Below are 23,883 nucleotides of genomic sequence, written 5' to 3'. Positions count from 1 at the left end.
CCGCTTCTACGGCAACCTCACCCAATCCCAGATCGCCGAACAGATCGGCGTCTCCCAGATGCACATCAGCCGCCTCCTCACCCGCGCCCTCACCAAACTCCGCACCCAACTCGCCGACACGTACTGACCACTACTGTTCGTCCCCCGGGGGCAGAAGGCCCGGGTGGGGTGCCAAGGGCGTCGGCACCCCACCCGGGCCTTCCCGTTGTCCCGGAGGCGTCGCCCCTCGGACCGGACCGGACGGGCGCCAGCCCGGGTCGACGTCCTCGCCATTCCGCGCCAACTGATCCCGATCCTGCGCCCGGCCACCAGGCCGGGCGCAATTGTTTCCGCTTCTTCTCGCCCTCGACGGCGGGTGCCGCGACGATGAAAGATGTTTGTCAAATCCGCCCTCCCGTCCGGATCCAGCAAGGATGAGCGGTTCGTCACCGTCACTGCCAATCTCGATCCACCCGTGCCCGACCAGGTAAATCATCCCTCGCGGATCAATCATCGGGATCGCACCGATCCATTTTGGAATTGCGCTGAAATTCAAGTGGTCTACTTCACAGCCTTTGCCGAATTCGTTTTTCTCCGGCCACCCCGTGGGTAGGGGCCAGGGCTGGACGAGAAAGAACTCGCGATTGATCCGCGCTTTCCCTGTCCCGCCGACAACCGGTCGGCGTGGAACGAGGAAGGCGCGTCCGCGAGATCGAAGAAGGGAGAAGGCGCGATGACCAATCGAGCGACTCAGTTGGCGCTGGTGGCAGGGGCGAGTTACCTCGTCGGCCGTCGTCGGAGGCTCCGGCTTGCGCTCCTGCTGGGCAGCGCGGTGGCCGCCGGCCGGTTCAGTGGCGACTGGCCGGGACTGGTACGCCGCGGCGCGAAGGCGGTCGGCGGGGCCGCTGACTGGAACCCGGTCAGAGATCTCGGTGGTCCCCTCGTCAAGGCGACACGGGCGGCCGCCAGCAGCGCGGTGACCCGACATGTGGAGTCGGTCAGCAACGACCTCCGGCAACGGGCGGATCGTCTCCGCACCCCGCGCCCGGCGGAGCCGGACGAGAACCGCCAGGACGAGGGCAGCGGGGAGGAGGCCGACCGGAACACGCGCGGCAGGAACGCCGGCGGACAGAGCCGGTCCGACCGGAGCACACGCGGCCGGAACGCCGGCGGACAGAGCCGGTCCGACCGGAACACGCGCGGCCGGAACGAGCCGGCGGTGGACGGGCGCGACCGGAACGAGCCGGCGGTGGACGGGCGCGACCGGAACGAGCCGGAGGCGGACGACTGGGACGAGGCGGAGGACGACTACGACGACCAGGACGTCTCGCCCGACGACGAGGTCCAGGACCGCGAGGACCTTGACGACGACGAGGCCGACGACGGGGAGGTTGACGACGACGCGGACACCGACGACGGAGACCTTGACGACGACGACGAGGCCGACGACGGGGACACCGACGACGAGCCGGTCGCCGGCAGGTCCGGGCGGGCAGGCCCGAGCCAGCGGCCCACGCGACGCCAACCACCGGCCAAGGCCGCCCCGGTACGTCGACGGGGAACGAGGTGAGCCCGATGGCCACAGCAGCGCAGACTTCCACCGACACTCCTCCGCCGCGTCCGTCCGCCCAACTGGGCGACGCGCTGCGGGACCTGGCGACCGCCGCCGGGCAGCGGGCCGCTGCCACGCTGACCCATCGGATCGGCGGCACCACGGATCGGCTGACCAGGTACGCCGAGGGCGGCGCCCATCCCGGGCTGGCAACCACCGCGCTCGCCGCCGTCGGCGGCAAGGTCGCGGCGGCGCTGGGGCGGCGTGGCCGGGGTAACGCCCGGAGCGGACCCCGGGTGACCAACATCGTGGAGAGCGTCGACGTGGGCGTCCCGGCGCGGATCGCGTACGACCAGTGGACCCGGTTCGACGACTTTCCCAGTTTCATGAAGAAGGTCGAGAGCGTGACGCGGACCTCCGACACCGAGTCGACCTGGAAGGCCCGCATCCTCTGGTCACACCGGGAGTGGCATTCGACGGTCGTCGAGCAGGTGCCCGACCGACGGATCGTCTGGCGGTCCGACGGCGCCAAGGGCTCCGTGGACGGGGCGGTGACGTTCCACGAGATCGGCCCCGAACTGACCCGGATCCTGCTGGTCCTCGAGTACCACCCACAGGGGCTGTTCGAGCGGACGGGAAACCTCTGGCGGGCGCAGGGACGGCGGGCCCGACTCGAACTCAAACACTTCGCCCGGCACGTGATGACGCGGACGATCCTGGACCCGGACCAGGCCACCGGCTGGCGCGGTGAGATCCACGGCGGTGAGGTCACCCGGGACCCCGAACGGTCCGAGCGGCGGCCCGCCGACAGCGGACGGTCCCGGAACACCAGCCGCTCCGCCGACAGCGGACGGTCCCAGGACACCAGCCGCTCCGCTGACACCGGACGGTCCCGGGACACGAGCCGCTCCGCTGACACCGGACGGTCCGGGGACACCGGCCGCTCCCGGACCGCCGGGCCGAAGGGCGAGCAGGGCGACTCGCGTTCGCGCACCGGTTCGTCGGCGCGAGCCGGAGGGGGGCAGCGATGACGGTCGTACCGACCAGCGCCGGTGGGACGGCGGGCCACGGCAGCGGGTCCGACCTGGCCGAGGTGGTGGGGATGATCCTCGACAAGGGCGTGGTGATCGACGCCCACCTGGCCGTCAGCCTGGTCGGCATCCGGCTGCTGACCGTCGATGCCCGGATCGTGGTGGCCAGCGTCGACACGTACCTGCGGTTCGCCGAGGCCACCAACCGCCTCGACCTGTCGGCGACGAAGGACAAGGGGCTGCCCGACCTCGTCTCCGGGCCGAAGGCCGGACTGTTGGAGAAGGCCGGGGACGCGCTCGGCGAGTTGGCCGGCGGTACCGGGCGGGACCGCGTACGGCAGCCGCGGCGCCGACGCGGAGAGGAGGACTGAGATGCAGGGTAGGAGCAGAGGCGGCGCCACGGCGACGGTCGAGCCGGACAGCGGCGCGCTCCTGTACGGACTGGTTCCCGGCGACGTGGAACTCGTCGACGGGTACGCCGACGGGTTGGACGAGCCGGTCGGTCCGGTGGCGCTGGTCCGCCACGGCGACGTCGCGGCCCTGGTCAGCGAGGTGCCGCTGGACGTACGACTCGGCCGCCCCGAGGACCTGCTGGCGTACCGGCGACTGCTGGACGCGATCGCGGTGACCGCCGGAGTACCGGTACTGCCGGTCCGGTTCGGTACGGTGCTGGCCAACCGGGAGGCGGTCGGCGAAGCGCTCGCCGCGCGGCACGACGAGTACCGTGCCGCGTTGGCGGACCTGGACGGTCGGGTCGAGTACGTGGTCCACGCCCGGTACGCGGAACGCCCCCTGCTGTCCGGCATCCTCGCCGAGCAGCCGGAGGCCGCCGACCTGTACGAACGCCTCCGCGGACAGCCGGCGGACGCGGCACTCGAAGCGCGGATCCGGCTCGGCGAGATCGTCCACGGGGCGGTGGAGCACCGGCGGGCCTCCGACACCGGGCGGCTCGTCGACACCCTCGCCCCGTACGTCCTGGCGTACGTTCCGCAACCGCCCCGGCACGAGCAGGAGGCCGCCCGGGTCGCCTTCCTGGTGGACCGGTCCCGCCGCGCGGACTTCGAGGCGGCGCTGGCCGAGCTGGCCGACGAGTGGCGCGAGTGGGCGACGGTACGCCTGGTCGGACCGGCCGCCGCCTGGGACTTCAGCGGCCCGGACAGGGCGGGGTGAGGGTCGGATGCTGAACCTGCTGTTGGCCGTGCCGCTGAGTCCGCTCCGTGGCCTGACCGCACTGGCGCGGGTGCTGCAGACCCAGGCGGAGCGGGAGCTCCACGACCCGGTGCAGATCCAGCGGCAGCTGGAGGAACTCGAACACGCCGCCGCCGTGGGCGAACTCTCCCCCGCCGAACTCGCCGACGCACAGCAGCGGATCCTCGATCGCCTGATCGGGTGAACAGCAGTGGTCGACCGACGTGACGAGCGGCCGACAGGGGACGGCCGACATGACGAGAGGAGGCGACATGCCCAGCGGTGAGCACAACCGCGAGCGGGGTGGGCGACGTCGGGACCGGGTGCGACCGGGCCACGTCGACCACCGCCACGACCGGTACCTCGACGAGCGCGGTGGCGGAGCCGACGAGTTCGACGAGGAGTCCGGCATCGGAGACCACGACCTCGACGACGAGTTCGACGAGCGCGACACGGAGCCGGCGGACGACACCGACGGAGACCCCGACCACGGCACGGATGAGGACGACGACCGGTACGTCGGGCTGCCGGCGCAGGTCGCGGCCCGCAACGGACTGCGACACATCGCCGAACTGACCGGCAAGACGGTCACCGGGGTCACCTCGCTGCACCGGTCCGAGCATGGCTGGACGATCGGCGTCGAGGTGGTCGAGGACCGCCGGATTCCGTCCTCGGCGGACATCCTCGCGGTCTACCAGACGGACCTCGACGACCGTGGCGAGCTGCTCGGGTACCGACGGACCCGTCGGTACCCGCGCGGTCGCGGCGACAGCCGGGACGAGCGGGGGTGAGCGGTATGACGATGCGGCAACCCGCCGTGCCACCACCCGCCGCCGCGGGTCCGGGCAGCCTGGCCGACGTACTGGAACGGGTCCTGGACCGCGGGGTGGTGATCGCCGGCGACATCCGGGTGAACCTGCTCGACATCGAGCTGCTCACCATCAAACTGCGTCTGGTAGTCGCCTCGGTGGACACCGCCCGGGAGATGGGGATCGACTGGTGGGAACACGACTCCTTCCTGACCGGACGGGCCCGGACACCGGTGGAGCCGGCACCGGAGGGGACGCGCACCGACCGGATCGAGCCGGGACCGGAGGGACCCCGATGACCCGGTCACCCGCCATCTGGGTCTACGCGCTGGCCCGCGAACCGCTTCCGGTCGACCGGCTGGCCGGACTGAGCGGGGTCGACGGCACACCGGTGGACACCGTCGTGGCCGCCGGGCTGGTCGCGGTCACCGGCCGGGTCGACCCCGACCGGTACGACACGGAGACGCTGCGGCGGAACCTGAGCGACCTGGCCTGGCTGGAGCCGACGGCCCGGGCCCACCACCGGGTGACCGAGGAGGTCTGGCGCCTCGGACCGGTGGTCCCGGTCCGGCTCGCCACCGTGTACCGGGACGAGGCGGCTGTCCGGGCCGTACTCACCGAACGCCGGACCGAACTCGCGGTGGCCCTGGACCAGGTGGTCGGCCGGGCCGAGTGGGGTGTGAAGGGGTACGTCAGCGACCGGCCGGCCGTACCGGCCACCGAGGGCGGGGCTGCCGGCGGAGGTCTGCCCGGTGCCGGGGCCGGCGCCGACTACCTCCGGCGTCGGCGGGCGGCTCTGCAGGCGAGCGAGGCCGCGCAGGAAGCAGCGGTACGCGACGCGGCGGCGGTCCACGCCGTACTGGCCCGGCACGCCGAGGCCGCCCGACAACACCGGCCGCAGGAGCGTGCCCTGAGCGGGGTGGCGGAGCAGATGATGCTCAACGGCGCGTACCTGGTCGCCTCCGAACGGGCGACGGAGTTCGGTGACCTGGTCGGGCGGCTGGGCGCGACCCATCCGAACCTGCGGCTGGAGTTGACCGGCCCGTGGCCGCCGTACTCGTTCGCCGCCCTGGCCGAAGAGCCGACCGGTGGCGGTTCGGAGCGGGCGGTGGCGCGATGACCGGAGCAGCCGTTTCCGGTACGGCCGACTACCGCCAGATCGCCCTGGTCGACCTGCTCGACCGGGTGCTGGCCGCCGGGGTGGTGGTCAGCGGCGAGCTGGTGCTCTCCATCGCCGACGTGGACCTCGTGCAGATCTCGCTACGGGCGCTGCTCTCGTCGGTACGTCCGGCCCCGTCCCCGTCGGGTGTGCCGCGATGAGCGGCTCCGACGGCCGGGGTGACGGGCCGGGCCGTCAGGTCGGGACGGACCGGATCGAGGTGGACCGGGTCGGGGTGGAACGCGGGCTGGCCGCGCTGGTCCTCACCATCGTCGAGCTGCTCCGCCAGCTGATGGAGCGACAGGCGCTCCGCCGGATCGACCAGGGTGATCTCACCGAGGAGCAGGTCGAACGGGTCGGGGTCACGCTGATGGCGCTGGACCGGCAGATGGTCGAACTCCGGGAGCATTTCGGCCTGACGCCGGAGGACCTCAACCTGGATCTCGGCCCGCTGGGTCCGCTGCTGCCCCGGGACTGAACCGGCGAGACCCGGGACCGGCCGGCGCGGTCGGACGTACCGCCGGAGGTCACCGAAGGGTGCCCGCCGCCGGGCCGGTGCCACACTGACCTGGTGCCGCTCCCCGATCCCCTGCCCGACCTGCCGGTCCGGCAGGTCCTTCCCGCGCTGGCCGACGCGGTACGCGAATCCGGTGCCGCCGTCCTGGTCGCGCCGCCCGGCACCGGCAAGACCACCCTGGTCCCGCTGGCCCTGGCCGACCGGGTCGAGGGGCGGGTGGTGATAGCCCAGCCCCGGCGGGTGGCGGCCCGGGCAGCCGCCCGCCGGATGGCGGACCTGCTCGGTGAACGGGTCGGCGAGACCGTCGGGTACGCGGTCCGGGGCGAGCGGCGCATCGGTGCGCGGACCCGGATCGAGGTGGTCACCACCGGGCTGCTGGTACGGCGCCTGCAGCACGACCCAGAGCTGGCCGGCACCGGCGCCGTACTGCTCGACGAGTGCCACGAGCGGCAGCTCGACTCCGATCTCGCGCTGGCCTTCGCGATCGAGGTACGGGCCGCGCTGCGCCCCGAGCTGGCGTTGCTGGCGATGTCCGCGACCGCGCACGAGGAACGGCTCGCCGCGCTGCTCGGCGGGGCGTCCGGCCCGGCGCCGGTGCTGCGGGCCGAGGGGCGTACCCACCCGGTGGACGTGGTGTGGGCGCCACCGCCGCGTCCGGTGGATCCACCGCACGGACTCCGGGTCGATCCCCGGCTGCTCGACCACGTGGCGGCCACGGTCCGTCGTGCACTCGACGAGCAGGAGGGTGACCTGCTGGTCTTCCTGCCCGGCGCGGGCGAGATCGCCGGCGTCGCGGGACGGTTGGCACCGGTGCGCGGCGACGTCGAGGTGGTCACGCTGCACGGCCGGCAGTCCGGCACCGAGCAGGACACCGCGTTGCGCCCGACGACGGGGCGGCGACGGGTCGTCCTGGCCACCGCCGTCGCCGAGACGAGCCTGACCGTTCCCGGGGTACGGGTGGTGGTCGACGCCGGCCTGAGCCGGGTCGCCCGTACCGACCTGGCGCGGGGGCTGGGCGCGCTGGTGACGGTGCCGGTGTCCCGGGCCGCGGCGACGCAGCGGGCCGGCCGGGCCGGGCGGCAGGGTCCGGGGCGGGTGTACCGCTGCTGGGCGGAGACGGACCACGAGCGGCTGCCGGCGTACCCCGAACCGGAGATCGCGGTCGCCGACCTCACCGGTTTCGCCCTGCAGCTCGCCTGCTGGGGCCACCCGGACGGGACCGGTCTCGCGCTGCCGGACCAGCCGCCGACGGCGGCGATGCGGGTGGCCCGGGAGACCCTCGACGCGCTCGGCGCGGTGGGGCCGGACGGTCGGGCCACCGCGCGGGGTCGGGCCATCGCCGCGATCGGCACACATCCGAGGCTGGCGCGGGCACTGCTGGACGGCGCCCGTGGGCTGGGGGCCCGGCGGGCGGCCGAGGTGGTCGCGGTGCTCTCCGAGGCGGCGTCGGGTGGTGACGACCTGGTGGCCGTCTGGCGACGACTCCGCGCCGGTTCGGACCCGGCGTCAGGCCGCTGGCGGGCCGAGGCGCGCCGGCTGCGGGCCGCCCTGGACGAGCCGCTCCCGGCGACCGCCGCGGTCGGCGTCGACCCGGACGCGACCGGCTCCGGACCTCCGGACGATCTGGCCGCCGGGCTGCTCGTCGGGCTGGCGTACCCGGAACGGCTGGCCCGGGTCCGGCAGCCGGGCGGGACGACGTACCTGATGGCCGGTGGCACCGCCGCGGACCTGGCGCCCGGCTCCGGGCTGGCCGGCACGCAGTGGTTGGCGATCGCCGTCGCCGACCGGGCCCCCGGCCGACGGGGGGCGCTGGTCCGGCAGGCCGCGGTGATCGACGAGGCGACGGCACGGGAGGCCGGCGCCGCGCTGCTCCGGGAGGATCGGGAGATCGCCTGGTCGGACGAGGACGGCGCGGTGCTGGCCCGGGACGTGACCCGGCTCGGCGCGATCGTCCTGGTGGACCGGCCGCTGGCCCGGCCCGATCCCGCCGCCGTGACGGCGGCGCTGCTCGACGGGCTGCGCCGGGTGGGACTCTCGCTGCTGACCTGGACCCCGGCGGCGCGTGGGCTGCGGGAGCGGTTGGCGTTCTGCCGGTACGCCCTCGGCCCGCCCTGGCCCGAGGTGACCGACGCGGCACTGTTGGCCGGGGCCGACGCGTGGCTCGGGCCGGAACTGGTCACCGCGCGCCGTCGCGCCGACCTCGCCCGGATCGACGTCGCTTCGGCGCTCCGGCGGCTGGTGCCGTGGCCCCAGGCCGCCCGGCTCGACGAGGTGGCCCCGGAGCGGCTCCCGGTGCCGAGCGGGTCACGGTACCGGGTGGACTACACGGATCCGGCCTCGCCGGTGCTGGCGGTCAAGCTCCAGGAGACCTTCGGCTGGCGGGAGGTGCCCCGGATCGCCGACGGGCGGGTGCCGGTCCTGCTCCACCTGCTCTCGCCGGCCGGCCGGCCGGTGGCGGTGACCGGGGATCTCGGCTCGTTCTGGCGGACCGGCTATCCGCAGGTGCGGGCGGAGTTGCGGGGGCGCTATCCCCGGCATCCCTGGCCGGCGGACCCGACCGAGGCCGCCCCCACCCGGCAGCTCCGGCCCCGGAACCGCTGAGCAGGTGCCTCGCGGTCCCGTCACGGCCCGGCGGCGCCGGGTCGCCGCCGGGCCGGCGGACCACCCGGCGGGGTCCGACCGCTGGGTGTCCGGCGGGGCGGTCAGCTGTCGACGACGTCGGCGACCACCACGGTGATGTTGTCCGGTCCGCCCGCCCGCAGGGCGAGGTCGACCAGCCGTTGCGCGCAGGCCGCCGGGTCGGAGTGGCCGAGCAGCGCCTCGGCGAGGCTGTCCGCCCGGACCACGTTGGACAGTCCGTCGCTGCAGAGCAGCCAGCGGTCGCCCTCCTGCGGGACCAGCGTCGTGTAGGAGGGGGTGACCGGTTCCCCCTGGAGCGCCCGGGTCACCACGGCCCGTCGAGGATGGCTCTGCGCCTCGTCCGGGCTGATGACCCCCTCGTCAACCAGCATCTGGACGAAGGTGTCGTCCCTGGTCAGCTGGGTCATGGTGCCGCCACGCAGCAGGTACGCGCGGGAGTCTCCGACGTGGGCCAGCGCGAGGCAGCTCCCGGTGCGGGCGAGCAGGAGCGCGGTCAGGGTGGTGCCCATGCCCTGCCGCTCCTGGTCCTCGACCACCGCCGCGCGGATGCCGGCACTGGCCACGTCGACGGCGCCCTGGAACGCGGCGACCAACCCCTCCTCCGGGGTCTCCACGTCGAGGGGGCGGATCGCCTCGATGGCGATCGTGCTGGCCAGGTCACCGGCGGCCATCCCACCCATGCCGTCGGCGACGGCGAGCAGCCAGGGGCCGGCGTGCACCGAATCCTGGTTCGCCCCCCGGATCAGACCGCGATGGCTCAGCGCCACGGATCGTAGCTTCAGGCTCATGGCAGGCAGCCTGCCAAAAAGACGGCCGGAATGCTTGTAGTAGATCACCGACTGGCCGGCGCACGGCGGAATTTCACTGTCCGTCACCGCAGGCCATACGGGTCGCGCGCCGGGCCTGGCCGGCGGGCCGCTTCGACACCCTCGCCCCGACCCTTCTCATCCAGCGTGGTCGATTGACACGTCGGTAATGGGCTGGCAACATCGGGACCGATATTGGGAGCGCTCCCAGGAGCCCGCTCCGCCACCGGGTCCCCCACCCCCGCCCCGTCAGGCAGTCCCGCACCGCCCCCGTCCCGCACCCGCGCACCCCCAAGCACCAGGCCAGGTATTCCGCCCACCGCGCCGCGACCATCGGCCGCTCCCGCGCGCCGGTCACCGGCTCAGCCGGATCCGTGCGGAGCGTCCGGTGTCCGGCGTACCGCCACCGGAAGGACTCCTGTGATCCGAACCCGCCACCGCCACCGCCGGCCCGCCAGCCGGCGCCCCCTCGTCCTGCTCGCCGCGACAGCCCTGCTGCTCGGCGGCGGCGCTCCCGCGTACGCCGAACCGGACCGGTCGCTCGCGTCGACCGAGCACATCGTGAACGGCACCTTCACCGACAGCACCGCACCGTGGTGGTCCACCGAGAACGTCCCGCTCTCCCTCGTCGACGGCCAGCTCTGCGCCGAGGTGCCGGGCGGACTGGCGAACCCCTGGGACGCCAGCCTCGGCCACAACGCCATCCCGCTCGCCGACGGCGCCAACTACACGCTGAGCTTCCGCGCCTCGGCCGACGTACCGGTCACCGTCCGGACCAACGTGCAGCTGAACGAGGCGCCGTACACCACCGTGTTCTCCCGGGAGGTGAGCCTGACCCCCGAGGGCGGGGAGTTCGGGTACGAGTTCCCCGGCAACCTCGACTCGACCGACGGCACCCTCACCTTCCAACTCGGCGGTGCCGCCGAGGCGTACACGTTCTGCCTCGACGACGTCTCGTTGAGCAGCGACGCCCCCACCGACCCGCCGCCGGGCGGTGCCGAGCAGATCTCCAACGGCGACTTCGCCGACGGCACCTCCGGCTGGTACTCCTACGGAACCACCTCGACCGAGGTCGTCGACGGCCGGCTCTGCTCTGCCGTGCCCGGCGGACTGGCGAACCCGTGGGACGGCGGCGTCGGGCAGAACGACGTCGCACTGGTCGCCGGCGAGACCTACGTGCTCTCCTTCGACGCCTCCGCCGAGCCCGGCGCGACGGTACGGGTGGCGGCCCAGCTCGGCGCCGACCCCTACACCTCGTACTTCGCCGAGGACGTCGCGTTGACCGGCGAGGTCCAGCACATCGAGCGCAGCTTCACCGCCACCGAGGACACCGAACTCGGTCAGGTCGCCTTCCAGGTCGGCGGCAACGCCGAGGCGTACACCCTCTGCGTCGACAACGTCTCGCTGCGCGGCGGCGAGGAGGAGCCGCCGTACACGCCGGACACCGGCCCCCGGGTCCGGGTCAACCAGGTCGGCTACCTGCCGGCCGGGCCGAAGAACGCCACCGTCGTCACCGAGGCGACCGAGGCGCTCGCCTGGGAGTTGCGCTCCGCCGCCGGCGCGGTGGTGGCCAGCGGACAGACCACCCCGCGCGGCGTCGACCCGGCGTCGGCGCAGAACGTGCACAGCGTCGACTTCTCCGGCTACCGCACCCCGGGCAGCGGCTACACGCTGACCGCCGACGGCGAGACCAGCCACCCGTTCGACATCTCCGCCGACGTGTGGAAGCAGCTCCGCTCCGACTCGCTGCAGTTCTTCTACATCCAGCGCAGCGGCATCGCGATCGACGGTGACCTGGTCGGCGAGGAGTACGCCCGCCCGGCCGGCCACCTCGGCGTCGCCCCGAACCGGGGTGACACCGACGTACCGTGCCAGCCCGGCGTTTGCGACTACCGCCTGGACGTACGCGGCGGCTGGTACGACGCCGGCGACCACGGCAAGTACGTCGTCAACGGCGGCATCGCCACCTACCAGCTGCTGAACGCCTTCGAGCGGACCAAGACCGCGCCCAGTGCCGGCGGCGGCACCGCGCTCGGCGACAACACCCTGCGGGTGCCGGAGCGCGGCAACAACGTGCCGGACATCCTCGACGAGGCCCGCTGGGAGTTGGAGTTCCTGCTCCGGATGCAGGTGCCGGCCGGGCGACCGCTGGCCGGGATGGCCCACCACAAGATCCACGACCGGAACTGGACCGGGCTGCCGCTGCAGCCGGAGGACGACCCCGAGCAGCGGGAACTGCACCCGCCGTCGACCGCCGCCACGCTGAACCTGGCCGCCACCGCCGCCCAGTGCGCCCGCCTCTACGCCCCGTACGACGCGACGTTCGCGAACCGGTGCCGCACCGCGGCCACCACCGCGTACGCGGCGGCCAAGGCGAACCCGACCCGGTACGCCGATCCGCTGGACGGCAACGGCGGCGGCTCGTACAGCGACGGCAACGTCACCGACGAGTTCTACTGGGCCGCCGCCGAGCTCTACCTGACCACCGGCGGGGCGTCCTACCTGGCCGACCTGACCGCGTCGCCGCACCACACCGACGACGAGGTCTTCGGCTCGCACGGCTTCGGCTGGGGCAGCACGGCGGCACTCGGCCGGCTCGACCTGGCCACCGTGCCGAGCGCGCTGCCGGCCGCCGAACGGGACCGGATCCGGGCCTCGGTGGTCGCCGCCGCCGACGCGTACCTGGCGGTCCTGCGCGGCCAGGCGTACGGGCTGCCGATGCCGGGCGAACCGGGCGCGTACTTCTGGGGCGCGAACAGCAACATCATCAACAACGCGGTGGTGCTCGCGACCGCGTTCGACCTGACCGGCGACGTGAAGTACCGGGACGGCGCGGTGCAGGGGATGGACTACATCTTCGGCCGCAACGCGCTGAACCAGTCGTACGTCACCGGCTGGGGCGAGAAGGCGTCGGAGAACCAGCACAGCCGGATCTTCGGCAACCAGTACGACGAGTCGCTGCCGAACCCGCCGGCCGGGTCGATCGCCGGTGGCGCGAACGCCAGCCTGGACGATCCGTTCGCGGAGGAACTGCTGACGGGCTGTGCCCCGATGTTCTGCTACGTCGACGACATCGCCTCGTACGCGACGAACGAGGTGGCGATCAACTGGAACTCGGCCCTGGCCTGGATCGCCTCGTTCCTCGCCGACCAGGGCGCCGCCACCCAGCCCGCCGGCAACGGTACGAGCTGCCAGGTGACGTACGTCAACTACGGCACCTGGGCCGAGGGCGGCGGCTTCACCGGTCAGGCGACCATCCGCAACACCGGTACGACACCGATCAGCGGCTGGTCGCTGCGCTTCGCGTTCACCGGTGACCAGAAGGTCCGGGAGGCGTGGATGGCGAAGGTGACCCAGTCCGGCGCGACGGTGACGGCGACGGGCGAGTCGTACAACTCGCGGATCATGCCGGGCGGCAGTGTGATGTTCGGCTTCAACGCCACCACGTCCGGCGGGGCGAATCCCGACCCCGGTCTCTTCACCGTCAACGGGGCCGCCTGCCGCTAGGTCTGGCGCCACCCGCCCAGGCCCGCCCCGGGCGGTTAGGAGGGGCCCCTTCCTATACCGGAAACGATAGGATGGGGCCCTTCCTTGCACCTCAGCGTAGGGAGTCGAGCAGTCGCTCGCCCTGCTGCCACAGGGTCAGCGCGGAGAAGACGCCGAACAGCAGCACCGCCCAGATCAGCGCGGCGACGCGGTAGCCGCGCGGCCGGATCTGCTCCGGCAGCACCCGGCGGTTGAGCACCAGCAGCAGGATCGAGTAGACGAACATCATCAGGCCGCCCACGCAGGCGGAGATGACCAGCAGCAGCAACGGCTGGTCGAGCCCGGCCAGCAGGATCACACAGCCCAGCGCCACCAGCCCCCAGACCAGTGCGAAGTAGATCCGGCTCTCCGAGAGCCGGGGCAGGTACGACGTCTTGATCACGTCGGCGGCGAGCCGACTGGTGTAGTCGACGATGCCCATCGCGGCGGCGAAGAGGGAGAGCGCCCCGACGGCCCAGAACAGGATGCCGAACCAGGGGCCCACCAGTTCCTGCAGCCGCTCGCCCTCCACCCGCAGGAACGAGACGCTGTTGGCCAGCCCCGGTACGCCGTACACGGTGGAGTAGGCGAGCAGCGAGGTCAGCACGATGGTGACGAACGAGATCAGCATGAACGTGACCAGCTGCTCCTGGTTGGCCAGCCGCCACCAGCGCCGCCAGCGGCCCAGGTTCTCCTCGGTCGGTTCGAAGACGAAGCCCGCGCCGTCCGGGGCCGCCTCCTCCCGCCCGGTGACCGGGCTGACCAGACGTGGCACGTACCGGCCCATGCCGAAGCCCTTGTCCCGGATCCAGTTGGACTGCACCAGGTTCTGGCCGCCGCCGGCCCCGGCGAAGACCAGCGCGGAGAGCATCAGCGCGAAGCCCAGCTCGGTGGGGAACTCCGGCGCGGTCACCGCCCGGGGCAGTTCACCCCAGGCCCGCGCCGAGATGGCGAAGAGCACGGCCACCACGATGAAGAGCAGCACCAGCCCGACCTTGACGAACTCGACCCGTTCGAGGGCGGTGTAGACCACCGGCGCCAGGGTGAGCACCGCGCCGATCACCAGCAGCATGCCGACCGCGATCCAGGTGGCGTTCCCGCCGAACAGGTACGTCACCATGGTCGCCGAGCTGGACGCCCATCCGGGCCAGAGGTTGGCGAAGTAGACCATGACGGCGAAGACCAGTCCCCAGTGGCGCCAGAAACGGGAGAACCCGGTCAGCGCGGTCTCCCCGGTGGCCAGGGTGTACCGCTCGATCTCCATGTTGAGGAACCACTGGGTGACGATGCCGACGGCGGCGGCCCAGAGGAAGACCAGCCCCACCTGCGAGGCGATGTACGGGAAGAGGATGAACTCACCCGACGCCAGCCCCACCCCGGCGGCGATCACCCCGGGTCCGGTGATCCGCCACGCGGAGCCGGGCGGTGGCGGCAGTTCCCGGACGGTGACCCCGGGCAGATGTCTGGTGGGAAAGCGGTCGGCGGCGGTCGGCGACATCGTGGCCTCCTCGGACGGGGGGTGCGGAGGGCTGCGCTCCTGACCTGTTTCCCTGCGGTGACGATGGTGAATCCGGTTCTGTCACCATGGACGGCGTGGGGAGCGACGACGAGTTGACGGTGCGGTCGGGTGGGCCCGGAGACGTCCCGGCGGTGCTCGCCCTGCTCGACGGGGCGACCCGGTGGCTGGTCGCCCGGGGCCGGGTCGACCAGTGGGGCAGCGCGCCGCATTCGACCAACCCGCGCCGGCTCGCCCAGGTGCGCCGCTGGGCCGCGGACGGCGAGCTGTACCTTGCCGAATTGGCCGGCACCCCGGTCGGCGCGCTGGTGGTCGGCGGGGCCGTGCCGCACGTCCCTCCGGCGGACGAGCCCGAACTGTACGTGAACCTGCTGGTCACCCACCGGGCCCACGCCGGGCGTCGGATCGGCGCCGGACTGCTCGCGTACGCCGAGCGGCTCGCCCGGGAACGCGGCCTCGACCTGCTCCGGGTCGACTGCTACGCGGGCGGCGACGGCGCGCTGATCCGCTACTACGAGAGCCAGGGCTTCACCAGGACCGCGCCCTTCACGGTCCAGCTGCCGGACCGACGCTGGCCCGGTCAGCTGCTGGAGCGCCGGTTGAGCTGACGCCGGACCCGGTCGTGACCATGGCGGCTCCGGCTCCGGTCGGGCCGCCGAGCCGGCCGGATGACATGACGCCGTCGGGATCGGACGCCAGGAGCGGAGAATCGTCTCGTACCGGTCCCTCCGGTTCGGCCGGAAAGGTCGACTGCGGCCGCGGATCCGCTCCGACGACGAGGTCCACGACCTGTGCGCGGCGGCCCGCCGGCTCTGAGCGGGCGTCAGCGACGCAGCTCCGGCAGGACCTTGGCGCCGAACGTGTCCACGAAGGCGTCCTGTTCCTGGCCGACGTGGTGCAGGTAGATCTCGTCGAAGCCGAGTTCGACGTACTCCCGCAGCCAGGCCGCCTGCCGACCCAGGTCGGCGGAGATGTTCACCACCTCGGCGACCTGCTCCGCCGGCACGTTCGCGGAGACCGCGTCGAAGTGTTCGGCCGTCTCCAGGTCCCAGCAGACCGGCGGGGCGAAGACGTTGCTGCGCCACTGTTCGTACGCGATCCGCGCCGCCTCCCCCTCGGTGGCCGCCCAGCTCAGGTGGACCTGGAGACACAGCCGTCCACGCCCACCGGCCTCCCGGTACGCGTCGATCATCCGACGCAGTCGGTCGACCGGGGCGTTGACCGTGATGAGCCCGTCCGCCCACTCGGCGCACCACCGTGCGGTCGCCTCCGAGACGGCCGCTCCGACCAGCGGGGGTGACTGCTCCGGCCGGGTCCAGAGCCGGGCCCGGTCCACGGTGACCAGCCCGTCGTGGCTGACCTCCTCGCCGGCCAGCAGTGCCCGGATCACGTCGACGCACTCCCGCAGCCGGGCGGTCCGGACCTCCTTGCGCGGCCAACCGTCCCCGGTGATGTGCTCGTTGCTCGCCTCGCCGGTGCCGAGCGCCGCCCAGAACCGGCCCGGATACATCGCGGCGAGGGTGCCGACCGCCTGCGCGATGATCGCCGGGTGGTACCGCTGGCCGGGCGCGTTCACCACCCCGAGCGGCAGCGACGTCGCCTGCAACGCGGCGCCGAGCCAGGACCAGGCGAAGCCGGAGTGCCCCTGCCGGGCGCTCCACGGCGAGAAGTGGTCCGACGACATGGCCGCGTCGAAACCCGCCTCCTCGGCCCGTACGACGGCCCGGAGCAGCGCGGCGGGATGGATCTGTTCGTGGGACGCGTGGATACCGAAGACCGTCATGGCGGTCATCCGTACCCAGTCCGCGCCCTCGTCAATACCGGGCGGCCACCCGGGAAGGATCCGGCGAGCGGGTCACTCGCTGTGCGAGCCGGCACCGGCGCCGGCGCTTCCCTCGCCGATCCAGACCGCCTTCAGGTCGCAGAACTCCCGGATGCCCTGGGCGGAGAGTTCCCGGCCGTAGCCGGAGTTGCGTACCCCGCCGAACGGCAGTTCCGGATAGGAGGTGGTCATCCCGTTGATGAAGACGAGTCCGGCGTCGAGGTCGGCGACGAACCGCTCCTGTTCCGCCGGGTCCCGGGTCCAGGCGTTCGAGCCCAGCCCGTAGTTGGTGCCGTTGGCCAGCGCGATCGCCTCCTCGTACGAGGAGACCCGGTAGAGTCCCGCCACCGGTCCGAAGACCTCCTCGGCGTACATCCGCATCTCCGGGGTGAGGTCGGCGACCACGGTCGGCGGGTACCACCAGCCGGCCCGGTCGGGGCGCTGCCCGCCGCAGAGCACACTGGCTCCCTTGTCGGCGGCGTCCCGCACCTGCTCCTCGACCTCGGCGCGGCCGCGTTCGGTGGCCAGCGGGCCGATGTCGGTCCCGTCCGCCATCGGGTCGCCGACGGTCAACGCCGCCATCCGGGCCACGAACGCGTCGGCGAACGCGTCGTAGACGTCGGCGTGCACGATGAACCGCTTGGCGGCGATGCAGGACTGGCCGTTGTTCTGGCAGCGGGCGACGGTGGCGACCTCGGCGGCCTGTTCGACGTCGGCGGAGGGCATCACCACGAACGGGTCGCTGCCGCCCAGTTCGAGGACGGTCTTCTTCAGGTACCTGCCGGCGCTGGCCCCGATCGACCGTCCGGCGCCCTCACTGCCGGTCAGCGTGGCGGCCCGGACCCGGGGGTCGGCGAGCACCCGGTCGACCTGTGCGGATCCGATCAGCAGGGTCTGGAAGGCGCCGGCCGGGAAGCCCGCGCGCCGGAACAACTCGTCCAGGTAGAGGGCGGTCTGCGGCACGTTGGAGGCGTGCTTGAGCAGGCCGACGTTGCCGGCCATCAGCGCCGGCGCGGCGAACCGCATGACCTGCCAGAGCGGGAAGTTCCACGGCATCACCGCAAGCACCGGTCCCATCGGCTGGTACCGGCCGTACGCCCGGGTGGCGCCGACCGCCGCCGCGTCCGCCGGCTCGTCGGCGAGGAAACCCTCGGCGTGCGCGGCGTAGTAGCGGCAGGCGGCGGCGCACTTGACCACCTCGGCCTTTGCCGACGCGTACGTCTTGCCCATCTCCGTCGTCATCGTCCGGGCCACGTCGTCGCGCTCGGCGTCGAGCAGGTCCGCCGCCGCGGTCATCCACCTGGCCCGCTCGGCGAAACCCGTGGTACGCAGCCGCGCGAAGCCGTCCGCCGCCCGGGTGAGCGCGGCCTCCAGCTGCTGATCGGTCATCTCGTCGAAGGTCTTGAGCACCTGCCCGTTGGTCGGGTCGATGGTGGCGATCGACATGACGTCGTACCCCCTGTGGTCGGCGGGAAGGGCGGCCGCGCCGGACGCCGACCCGGGGCGCGGCCACCGTGTGGATCACTCGAACATCGAATGGCGGGTGCCCGGAGGTTCCTCCCGCCGCCGCGCGGCCCGGCGGCGCTGCACCACCACCAGGTCGACCACGGCCACCGCGGCGAGCACGAAGAGGATCACCGCCAGCACCAGGAGGTCGGCCCGTAACGCCAGCACCCCCAGCACCACGCAGACCACCAGGCCGAAGGAGGCCAGCAGTAGGCGTAGGTTCAGTGCGCTGTAGGCGTGCCCGACCGTCCCTTTTCGCCCGCGGGGCTGCGATCTCGTGGCCATTTCGGCGAACTACCCGTTACCCGGCTCCGTTAACCTGCCCGCCCTCGCCGGGCGCGCGGGACGGCGGGCGGTGACGACCCGCCGCCCACCCTGCTGGATGCCCGGCCGGCTGGCGGGTAGGAAAGAGGAATGACAGCTGAGCATGTGCCGCCAGAGAGCCACGCCGACCTGCTGACCCGTCCGCTCTTCGCCAACCTGGCCACCCTGCGCCCGGACGGCGCGCCGCAGAGCAACGTGATGTGGTTCGACTGGGACGGCGAGCGGATCAGGATGACCCACACCAGGACCCGGCAGAAGTTCCGCAACCTCCAGCGTGATCCCCGGGTGGCCCTGTCGATCACCGACCCGGACGACCCGTACCGGTTCCTGGAGGTCCGGGGCGTGGTGGAGAAGGTCGAGGACGACGACGCGCAGGCTTCGTTCTACCGGTCACTGCAGGAGCGTTACGACAACGTGTACGACATCAAGGACGCCCCGGTCCGGGTCGTCGTCACCATCCGGCCGCAGGTCTTCGTGGCGGTCACCGGCGGCCAGCCGGCGCCCCGGCGCTGATCGACGACGCCTGTCGGCGGCCCGACAGTGGCGGTGCGAGGGTTCCTGGCCGACTCCGACACCCCGTAGAGTGACGAGGCGATTTCTTTCCGCTCCGCTTGTCCGGGGAGAAGCATTGGCCAGTCGATGGACCGCCACTGTCACCGCCGTCCTCGCCGCTCTCGCCCTGGCCTGCGAGGGCGGAGCCGAGGGAGGTCAACCCCCTGCCCCACCCGGTTCGCCCCGCCCCGGGCTGCCGAGCTCGATGGCCGCCCTCGGCGACTCGATCACCGCCGGTTTCGGCTCCTGCCTGACCCTGGCCGCCTGCCAGCGCAACTCCTGGGCCACCGGAAGTTCGAGCCGGGTGGACAGTCTCTACCGACGCCTGTTGGAGGCCAACCCCGCGATCCGTGGCAACGCCCGCAACGAGGCGTCGGGCGGGGCCCGGGTGGGCGGCCTGGCCGACCAGGCGGCCGACGCGGTACGACGCAAGGCCGACTACGTGACGGTGCTGATCGGCGCGAACGACGCCTGCCGGAGCCGGATCGAGGACATGACGGAGGTCGAGACCTTCCGGGCGGGTCTCGACCGGGCACTGCGGGTGGTGAAGGAGGGCCGCCCCCGGGCCCAGATTCTGGTGGTCAGCATTCCGGACCTGTACCGGCTGTGGGAGATCGGGCACGGCGACAGTCGGGCGGTCCGGGCCTGGGGCAACCGGATCTGCCCCGCCCTGTTGGCGAATCCGACGTCGACGGCGGAGGCCGACCGGACCCGGCGTTCGACGTTCCGGGCCCGGATCGACGCCTACAACAAGGAACTCTCCGCCGCCTGCCGGGCGTACGGGTCACGCTGCCGCTACGACGGCGGGGCGGTGCACCGGGTGCGGTTCAGCCTGGACATGGTCAACCGGTTGGACTACTTCCACCCCAATGTGGACGGCCAGAACAAGCTGGCCGAGGTGGCGTGGCGGGCGTCGGGCCTGGCCCGGCGAGCCGACTGAGCGACTGGCCCGACGGGCCGACCGAGCGACCGGGTCGGTCCCGAGCCGGCCGGGCGACCACGGCCGTACCCGGTCGGCGGGGCGGCGGCTGTCTCACCGGGTCAGCGGGGGCGGCGGCATGATGGCCCGGGGCCGGTAGAGCTCCTGGGTGCGGGCCGCCAGATCCGTGGTGGCCGACGAGTTCGCCCAGGTGCCGAGGATGATCGCGGCACCCGGCACGGCCTTGGCGAAAAGCCGCTTCGCAGCCCGGATCCCCGCCATCTGGGCCAGTTTCAGCCCCAGCTTCAGCATCGCCTGCCGCATCGGTGTGTTCGACCGGCCCAGCAGGGCACCGGCCCGCTCGTGGCCGGCCGCCACGCCGAGTGCCAGCCGCGCCGTCTGGGCGATCTTGTGGACACGCTGCAGGACCAGCAGGTCGGTCGCCCGGTCCGGGTGCGTCGGATCATGGCCGTACGCGGCGGCGACGTGCAGCACCATCCGGGCCTGGGTCCAGGCCAGCACGCCGACGTCGGCCACCGCGCCGGGCAGACCGGCCGCCCCGGAGATGGCCCCGGAGAGCCGGGCCCGGATCACGAACTTCCGGATCGCGAGCTGCGCGATCTCGTCCGGGGAGAGCTGCGGGTACCAGGTCCGAATCCGTTCGACCCAGTCCCGGGCCTGCGGGCCGAGTCGGCGGACCGCCTCCAGCGCGAGATGCTCCGGGGCGTACTGCGGGTCCGCCTTCATCCGGTCCCAGAGCCCGCCCGGCGGCATCGCCGAGGCATCCGTGTCCTCCGGCTCCACCGGAAGGCCGTCCGGCCCCACCTCGGCAGCCGTGGCCAGCCGGCCCGACGGGCCGGCCGGCGCCGAGGCGCCCACCGAGCCACCGACCGGGGCGACGCCCGGACCGGAGCTGGGTCCCGACGCGGCGGCTCCGCCAGCGTCGGGAGGCGGCACCGGCGGGGTCGCCCGGCCGGTGGCCGGCGGCGGGGTGACCCGGGCAGCCTCGGGTGGGGCGGCCCGCCCGGCGGCTGACTGCGGCGTCGTCACCTCCGTCGACAGGTTGGCGTCGTCATCGGCGGGGAACGGTGCGGACTCCGTCAAGAGACACTCCGAATGCGTGGGATGGGGACGAGGTTCGGAGGCGGACAGCGGGACGGGTTCGGCTCAGCGTCGGCCGCGAAGCCGGCCGACGATCCGTTGCAACCGCTGCCTGTTGGCGGGCTTGGCCATCTCGCGCTGCCCGCGGGCGATGAACTGCCGCCCCTGGGGCGATCTGAGGAACATCTGGATCCGGTGCATCAGCGACGCCATCTTGGTCCTCCTGTGGTGGTCGTGCCCCAGGTTTACCCGATCCCGGGTCCCGCCACACCGATCAGCGCCGATCCGGGTCACGGAGTTCCATCATGGCGCGTCGGGACAAGGCACCGCCCCTCGGCCACCGGGTACGCGTCGGGACACCCTGTCGGATCTCTAGTGGAGCCTGGGCACCAGCGCGTCGACCACCTCGGTCGCGTTGCCCTCGTGCTTGGCGTAGTGCTCCGGATAGGCGGAGACCTGCACCGCCTGGGCCGCCTCGGTGAGCCGCATCCGCTGCCAACCGGGTACCCGCCGAAGCGCCTCGAAGAACCGCGCCGTGGCGTACGCCGGGTCCATCAGCCGGTTCACCGGGCCCCAGCCGCTGCTGCTGCGCTGCTGGAACAGTCCGACGGAGTCGTGGTCCCAGCCGGTCCCCTGGTGCGGGTACCGCTTGGACTCCGGCACCACCTCGCTGGCCCGGTTGAGCAGGTTGCTCTCCTGCATCGCGGTGGCCACCCCGATGACCAGCGCGCGGCGCGGCATGCCCATGTCCCGTCCGGTCCGGACGATCGCCCGCGCGTTGTCCATCTGGACCTGGGTCAGGCCGGCCACCGGCCCCGAGTCGACCAGCGGCGGCGACTGACCCGGGTCGTCGGCCTCCGGCGTCGCCGAACCGGCACCGGTACCGGCCCGCTTCTCCGCCTTGCCGCCGGCCGCCGCACCGCCGTTCGACTGGTCCGGCCGGGAGAGCGCGACCCGGTCGTCCGGGTTCGGCGCGGTCGCGGCGGTCGGATCCGCCGTCGGATCCGCCGACCCGGCGCCACTGGTGACGGCGGCCACCAGGCCGAGGCAGCAGAGCACACCGGCCGCCGCCGCGTACCAGGCCGGGTGGCCGCCGCGCCGCTGTCCCAGACCCGCCCGGGCCGCGAGGACGGCCGTCCGGGCGCCGAACCGCCGAGCGTGCACCGCCGCCGGGGCCGCCCAACGACGTACCAGGGCCTCGCAGGTGCGGAAGGTGGCCCAGCGTCGTGCCCAGGCCAGCAGCGCCGCGGCTGCGCGCCGCAGTCGTGGCGCGTGGGCGCGTACCCGGATCACCGCCGCGCGGAGCCGGGCCGCTCCGGGCCGGGCCGCCGCCCGCAGCGGGTCGAGGCCGCGCCGGGCCGGTGGACCGAGCAGGGCCCGGCCGCGTCCGGCGGCACTGCCCAGCCAGGCCAGGACGCCCAGGACCACCGCCCACGGCGTGGCCCGGCCCGGTCGGCCGGTCTCCGCCAACCCGTTGGACGGTACGGACGAGGGGACATCATCCGATCGGACAGTGCGCCGTACGGCGTCGTTCTCGAACTCAGGAAGGTCGTCGTCACGCATCCGACGAGGCTAGGCAGGCGAAATGCCAACTACGGGCAGTGACCGAGTGGCCCTGGCCACATCTGGTGACTGAGTAACCGGTCAGCGGTCGGCAGGCGTGAACGGCAATGGTCAACCCGGACAAACATGGCAAGTCAGGCTCAGCACTCGATGCGTCTCAATTGCCTAGTTACCGCCCATCGTTCGGCACCGACGGTGATCGGAAACCACTCCACCGATCGGCCGATCCGGCCCATGGCCGACCGGCCCACCACCCGATCCCGTTCGGAGCCGGAGCGTGAGACTGTGGGTCATGACCCAGGTCACCGGCGGCCGGGCCCGACCCGATCTCCGCCGCCTCCCCAAGGCGAACCTGCACCTGCACCTCACCGGTTCGATGCGCCCGGGCACCCTCGCCGAGCTGACGGACCGCTACGGGTTGCCGGTGCCCGATCCGCTGCCGACCGGCGCCGTGCACGGCTGGTCGGCGTTCCAGAGCCGCTACGACCTGGCCCGGGCGGCGCTGCGTACCGCCGACGACCTCGGTCGGGTGGTTGCCGAAGCCGTCGCGGACACCGCCGTCGACGGGGGCGGCTGGCTGGAGATCCAGGTTGACCCGACGACGTACGCCGCCCGGCTCGGCGGGCTGGAACCGGTGGTGGAGGCGGTCCTCGCCGGAGCCGCCGGTGGCCGTACCGGGGTGGTGCTGGCCGCGAGTTGGGCCGGACCGCCGGACCAGGCACTCCGGGTGGCCCGGCTCGCCGCCCGGTACGCCGACCGTGGCGTCGTCGGCTTCGGGCTCTCCAACGACGAGCGACGGGGCCGGATCGCCGACTTCGTCCCGGCGTTCCGGGTCGCGACCGGGGCCGGGCTGCTCGCGGTGCCGCACGGCGGCTTCTACGAGGGCGCCTGGCACGTCCGGGACTGCGTGACCCTGCTCGGTGCGCACCGGGTCGGTCACGGACTCACCGCCACCGCCGACCCGGCGACCCTCGACCTGCTGGCCGCCCGCGGGGTGGCGCTCGAGGTGTGCCCCAGCTCATACCCGCCGTTCGGGGTCACCGCCGACCTGGCCTCGACACCGCTGCGTGCCCTGCTGACGGCCGGCGTGCCGGTGGCGTTGGGCACCGACGACCCGCTGCTGTTCGGCACCGGCCTGCTCGACCAGTACCTGCTGGCCCGGGACGTGCTGGGCTGCACCGACGCCGAGCTGGCGGCGCTCGCCACCGGCTCCATCGACGCCTCTGCCGCTCCCCCGGCGGTCAAGACCACGATGCGGGCGGGCGTCGCCGGATGGCTCGGCGGAATGGACCAAGATAGCGGCAGCGTTTGCTACATCGGGGCGCCGTTCGACACGAACGCGTCCCGGCGTACCCCGTTGAGGAGGTCCTGACC

Annotated in this window: 25 protein-coding genes; 17 read left to right on the top strand and 8 right to left on the bottom strand. The window is 73.0% G+C overall.

Annotated features, from left to right (window positions below):
• The 12 genes from V1633_RS11680 to hrpB all read left to right on the top strand — a co-directional run.
• The coding region (locus V1633_RS11680) for a sigma factor-like helix-turn-helix DNA-binding protein (protein ID WP_331214276.1) at positions 1-127 on the top strand (127 nt) is incomplete at its 5' end.
• Between the two features lie 585 nt (positions 128-712).
• Entirely contained in the window at positions 713-1,549 is an 837-nt protein-coding gene (locus tag V1633_RS11675) for a hypothetical protein (RefSeq protein WP_331214272.1), read from the top strand.
• 5 nt (positions 1,550-1,554) lie between these two features.
• The gene (locus V1633_RS11670) at positions 1,555-2,562 is read left to right on the top strand and encodes an SRPBCC family protein (protein WP_331214271.1); all 1,008 of its coding nucleotides are present in this window, start codon (positions 1,555-1,557) and stop codon (positions 2,560-2,562) included.
• Positions 2,559-2,933, top strand: coding sequence for a gas vesicle protein GvpJ (gene gvpJ / locus V1633_RS37150; RefSeq protein ID WP_331214270.1), 375 nt, complete (start codon positions 2,559-2,561; stop codon positions 2,931-2,933). Before V1633_RS11670 ends, gvpJ begins: the two co-directional genes overlap by 4 nt.
• Position 2,934: 1 nt before the next feature.
• Complete coding sequence (locus tag V1633_RS11660; protein ID WP_331214269.1) at positions 2,935-3,732, top strand: GvpL/GvpF family gas vesicle protein; 798 nt, start codon at positions 2,935-2,937, stop codon at positions 3,730-3,732.
• Between the two features lie 7 nt (positions 3,733-3,739).
• Complete coding sequence (locus V1633_RS11655) at positions 3,740-3,955, top strand: gas vesicle protein GvpG (RefSeq protein WP_331214268.1); 216 nt, start codon at positions 3,740-3,742, stop codon at positions 3,953-3,955.
• Positions 3,956-4,022: 67 nt separating this feature from the next.
• Positions 4,023-4,541 (top strand): gas vesicle protein GvpO, encoded by a 519-nt coding sequence (gvpO, locus tag V1633_RS11650; protein ID WP_331214267.1) that lies wholly within the window; start codon positions 4,023-4,025, stop codon positions 4,539-4,541.
• Positions 4,542-4,546: 5 nt separating this feature from the next.
• Positions 4,547-4,858: a gas vesicle protein gene (locus tag V1633_RS37145; protein ID WP_331214266.1), complete on the top strand. Its 312-nt coding sequence runs from the start codon at positions 4,547-4,549 to the stop codon at positions 4,856-4,858.
• Entirely contained in the window at positions 4,855-5,679 is an 825-nt protein-coding gene (locus V1633_RS11640; protein WP_331214265.1) for a GvpL/GvpF family gas vesicle protein, read from the top strand. The genes V1633_RS37145 and V1633_RS11640 overlap by 4 nt, the downstream gene beginning before the upstream one ends.
• Positions 5,676-5,879: a gas vesicle protein gene (locus V1633_RS11635; RefSeq protein ID WP_331214264.1), complete on the top strand. Its 204-nt coding sequence runs from the start codon at positions 5,676-5,678 to the stop codon at positions 5,877-5,879. Before V1633_RS11640 ends, V1633_RS11635 begins: the two co-directional genes overlap by 4 nt.
• Positions 5,876-6,196 (top strand): gas vesicle protein K, encoded by a 321-nt coding sequence (locus tag V1633_RS11630; RefSeq protein WP_331214263.1) that lies wholly within the window; start codon positions 5,876-5,878, stop codon positions 6,194-6,196. The genes V1633_RS11635 and V1633_RS11630 overlap by 4 nt, the downstream gene beginning before the upstream one ends.
• Before the next feature lie 93 nt (positions 6,197-6,289).
• Positions 6,290-8,836: an ATP-dependent helicase HrpB gene (hrpB, locus tag V1633_RS11625; protein ID WP_331214262.1), complete on the top strand. Its 2,547-nt coding sequence runs from the start codon at positions 6,290-6,292 to the stop codon at positions 8,834-8,836.
• Positions 8,837-8,937: 101 nt separating this feature from the next.
• Here hrpB and V1633_RS11620 read toward each other — a convergent pair whose 3' ends face one another.
• Positions 8,938-9,663 (bottom strand): PP2C family protein-serine/threonine phosphatase, encoded by a 726-nt coding sequence (locus tag V1633_RS11620; protein ID WP_331214261.1) that lies wholly within the window; start codon positions 9,661-9,663, stop codon positions 8,938-8,940.
• Between the two features lie 438 nt (positions 9,664-10,101).
• Between V1633_RS11620 and V1633_RS11615 the strand changes: the two genes are divergently transcribed.
• Positions 10,102-13,188, top strand: a complete 3,087-nt coding sequence (locus V1633_RS11615) for a glycoside hydrolase family 9 protein (protein WP_331214260.1) — start codon at positions 10,102-10,104, stop codon at positions 13,186-13,188.
• 91 nt (positions 13,189-13,279) lie between these two features.
• Here V1633_RS11615 and V1633_RS11610 read toward each other — a convergent pair whose 3' ends face one another.
• The gene (locus tag V1633_RS11610; protein WP_331214259.1) at positions 13,280-14,704 is read right to left on the bottom strand and encodes an Nramp family divalent metal transporter; all 1,425 of its coding nucleotides are present in this window, start codon (positions 14,702-14,704) and stop codon (positions 13,280-13,282) included.
• 95 nt (positions 14,705-14,799) lie between these two features.
• Here V1633_RS11610 and V1633_RS11605 point away from each other — a divergent pair, with 95 nt between their 5' ends.
• Complete coding sequence (locus V1633_RS11605; protein ID WP_331214258.1) at positions 14,800-15,330, top strand: GNAT family N-acetyltransferase; 531 nt, start codon at positions 14,800-14,802, stop codon at positions 15,328-15,330.
• A gap of 215 nt (positions 15,331-15,545) precedes the next feature.
• On the opposite strand, the gene V1633_RS11600 is transcribed toward V1633_RS11605, so the two are convergent.
• From V1633_RS11600 to V1633_RS11590, 3 genes are all read right to left on the bottom strand, one after another.
• The gene (locus V1633_RS11600; protein WP_331214257.1) at positions 15,546-16,505 is read right to left on the bottom strand and encodes a TIGR03885 family FMN-dependent LLM class oxidoreductase; all 960 of its coding nucleotides are present in this window, start codon (positions 16,503-16,505) and stop codon (positions 15,546-15,548) included.
• Positions 16,506-16,577: 72 nt separating this feature from the next.
• Positions 16,578-17,990, bottom strand: coding sequence for an NADP-dependent succinic semialdehyde dehydrogenase (locus tag V1633_RS11595; protein WP_331214256.1), 1,413 nt, complete (start codon positions 17,988-17,990; stop codon positions 16,578-16,580).
• 75 nt (positions 17,991-18,065) lie between these two features.
• Positions 18,066-18,335: a hypothetical protein gene (locus V1633_RS11590; protein ID WP_331214255.1), complete on the bottom strand. Its 270-nt coding sequence runs from the start codon at positions 18,333-18,335 to the stop codon at positions 18,066-18,068.
• A gap of 129 nt (positions 18,336-18,464) precedes the next feature.
• Between V1633_RS11590 and V1633_RS11585 the strand changes: the two genes are divergently transcribed.
• Together V1633_RS11585 and V1633_RS11580 are read left to right on the top strand one after the other, a co-directional pair.
• The gene (locus tag V1633_RS11585) at positions 18,465-18,887 is read left to right on the top strand and encodes a PPOX class F420-dependent oxidoreductase (protein ID WP_331214254.1); all 423 of its coding nucleotides are present in this window, start codon (positions 18,465-18,467) and stop codon (positions 18,885-18,887) included.
• Positions 18,888-19,002: 115 nt separating this feature from the next.
• Positions 19,003-19,866 carry an SGNH/GDSL hydrolase family protein gene (locus V1633_RS11580; protein WP_331214253.1) on the top strand — a complete coding sequence of 288 codons (864 nt, stop codon included), beginning with the start codon at positions 19,003-19,005 and terminating at the stop codon, positions 19,864-19,866.
• Positions 19,867-19,959: 93 nt separating this feature from the next.
• Here V1633_RS11580 and V1633_RS11575 read toward each other — a convergent pair whose 3' ends face one another.
• From V1633_RS11575 to V1633_RS11565, 3 genes are all read right to left on the bottom strand, one after another.
• Positions 19,960-20,619, bottom strand: coding sequence for an EcsC family protein (locus tag V1633_RS11575; protein WP_331214275.1), 660 nt, complete (start codon positions 20,617-20,619; stop codon positions 19,960-19,962).
• A 393-nt stretch (positions 20,620-21,012) separates the two neighbouring features.
• Positions 21,013-21,159 carry a hypothetical protein gene (locus V1633_RS11570; protein WP_331214252.1) on the bottom strand — a complete coding sequence of 49 codons (147 nt, stop codon included), beginning with the start codon at positions 21,157-21,159 and terminating at the stop codon, positions 21,013-21,015.
• Between the two features lie 159 nt (positions 21,160-21,318).
• Positions 21,319-22,509, bottom strand: a complete 1,191-nt coding sequence (locus V1633_RS11565; protein ID WP_331214251.1) for a hypothetical protein — start codon at positions 22,507-22,509, stop codon at positions 21,319-21,321.
• Positions 22,510-22,801: 292 nt separating this feature from the next.
• On the opposite strand from V1633_RS11565, the gene add reads away from it, so the two are divergent.
• Entirely contained in the window at positions 22,802-23,881 is a 1,080-nt protein-coding gene (gene add / locus V1633_RS11560) for an adenosine deaminase (protein WP_331214250.1), read from the top strand.
• The last annotated feature ends 2 nt before the right edge of the window (positions 23,882-23,883 follow it).

The organism is Plantactinospora sonchi, assembly GCF_036422035.1.
GTDB classification, from domain to species: domain Bacteria; phylum Actinomycetota; class Actinomycetes; order Mycobacteriales; family Micromonosporaceae; genus Plantactinospora; species Plantactinospora sonchi.
Note: the sequence above shows the minus strand (reverse complement) of the source record. Positions and strands in the feature narration are given on the sequence as shown.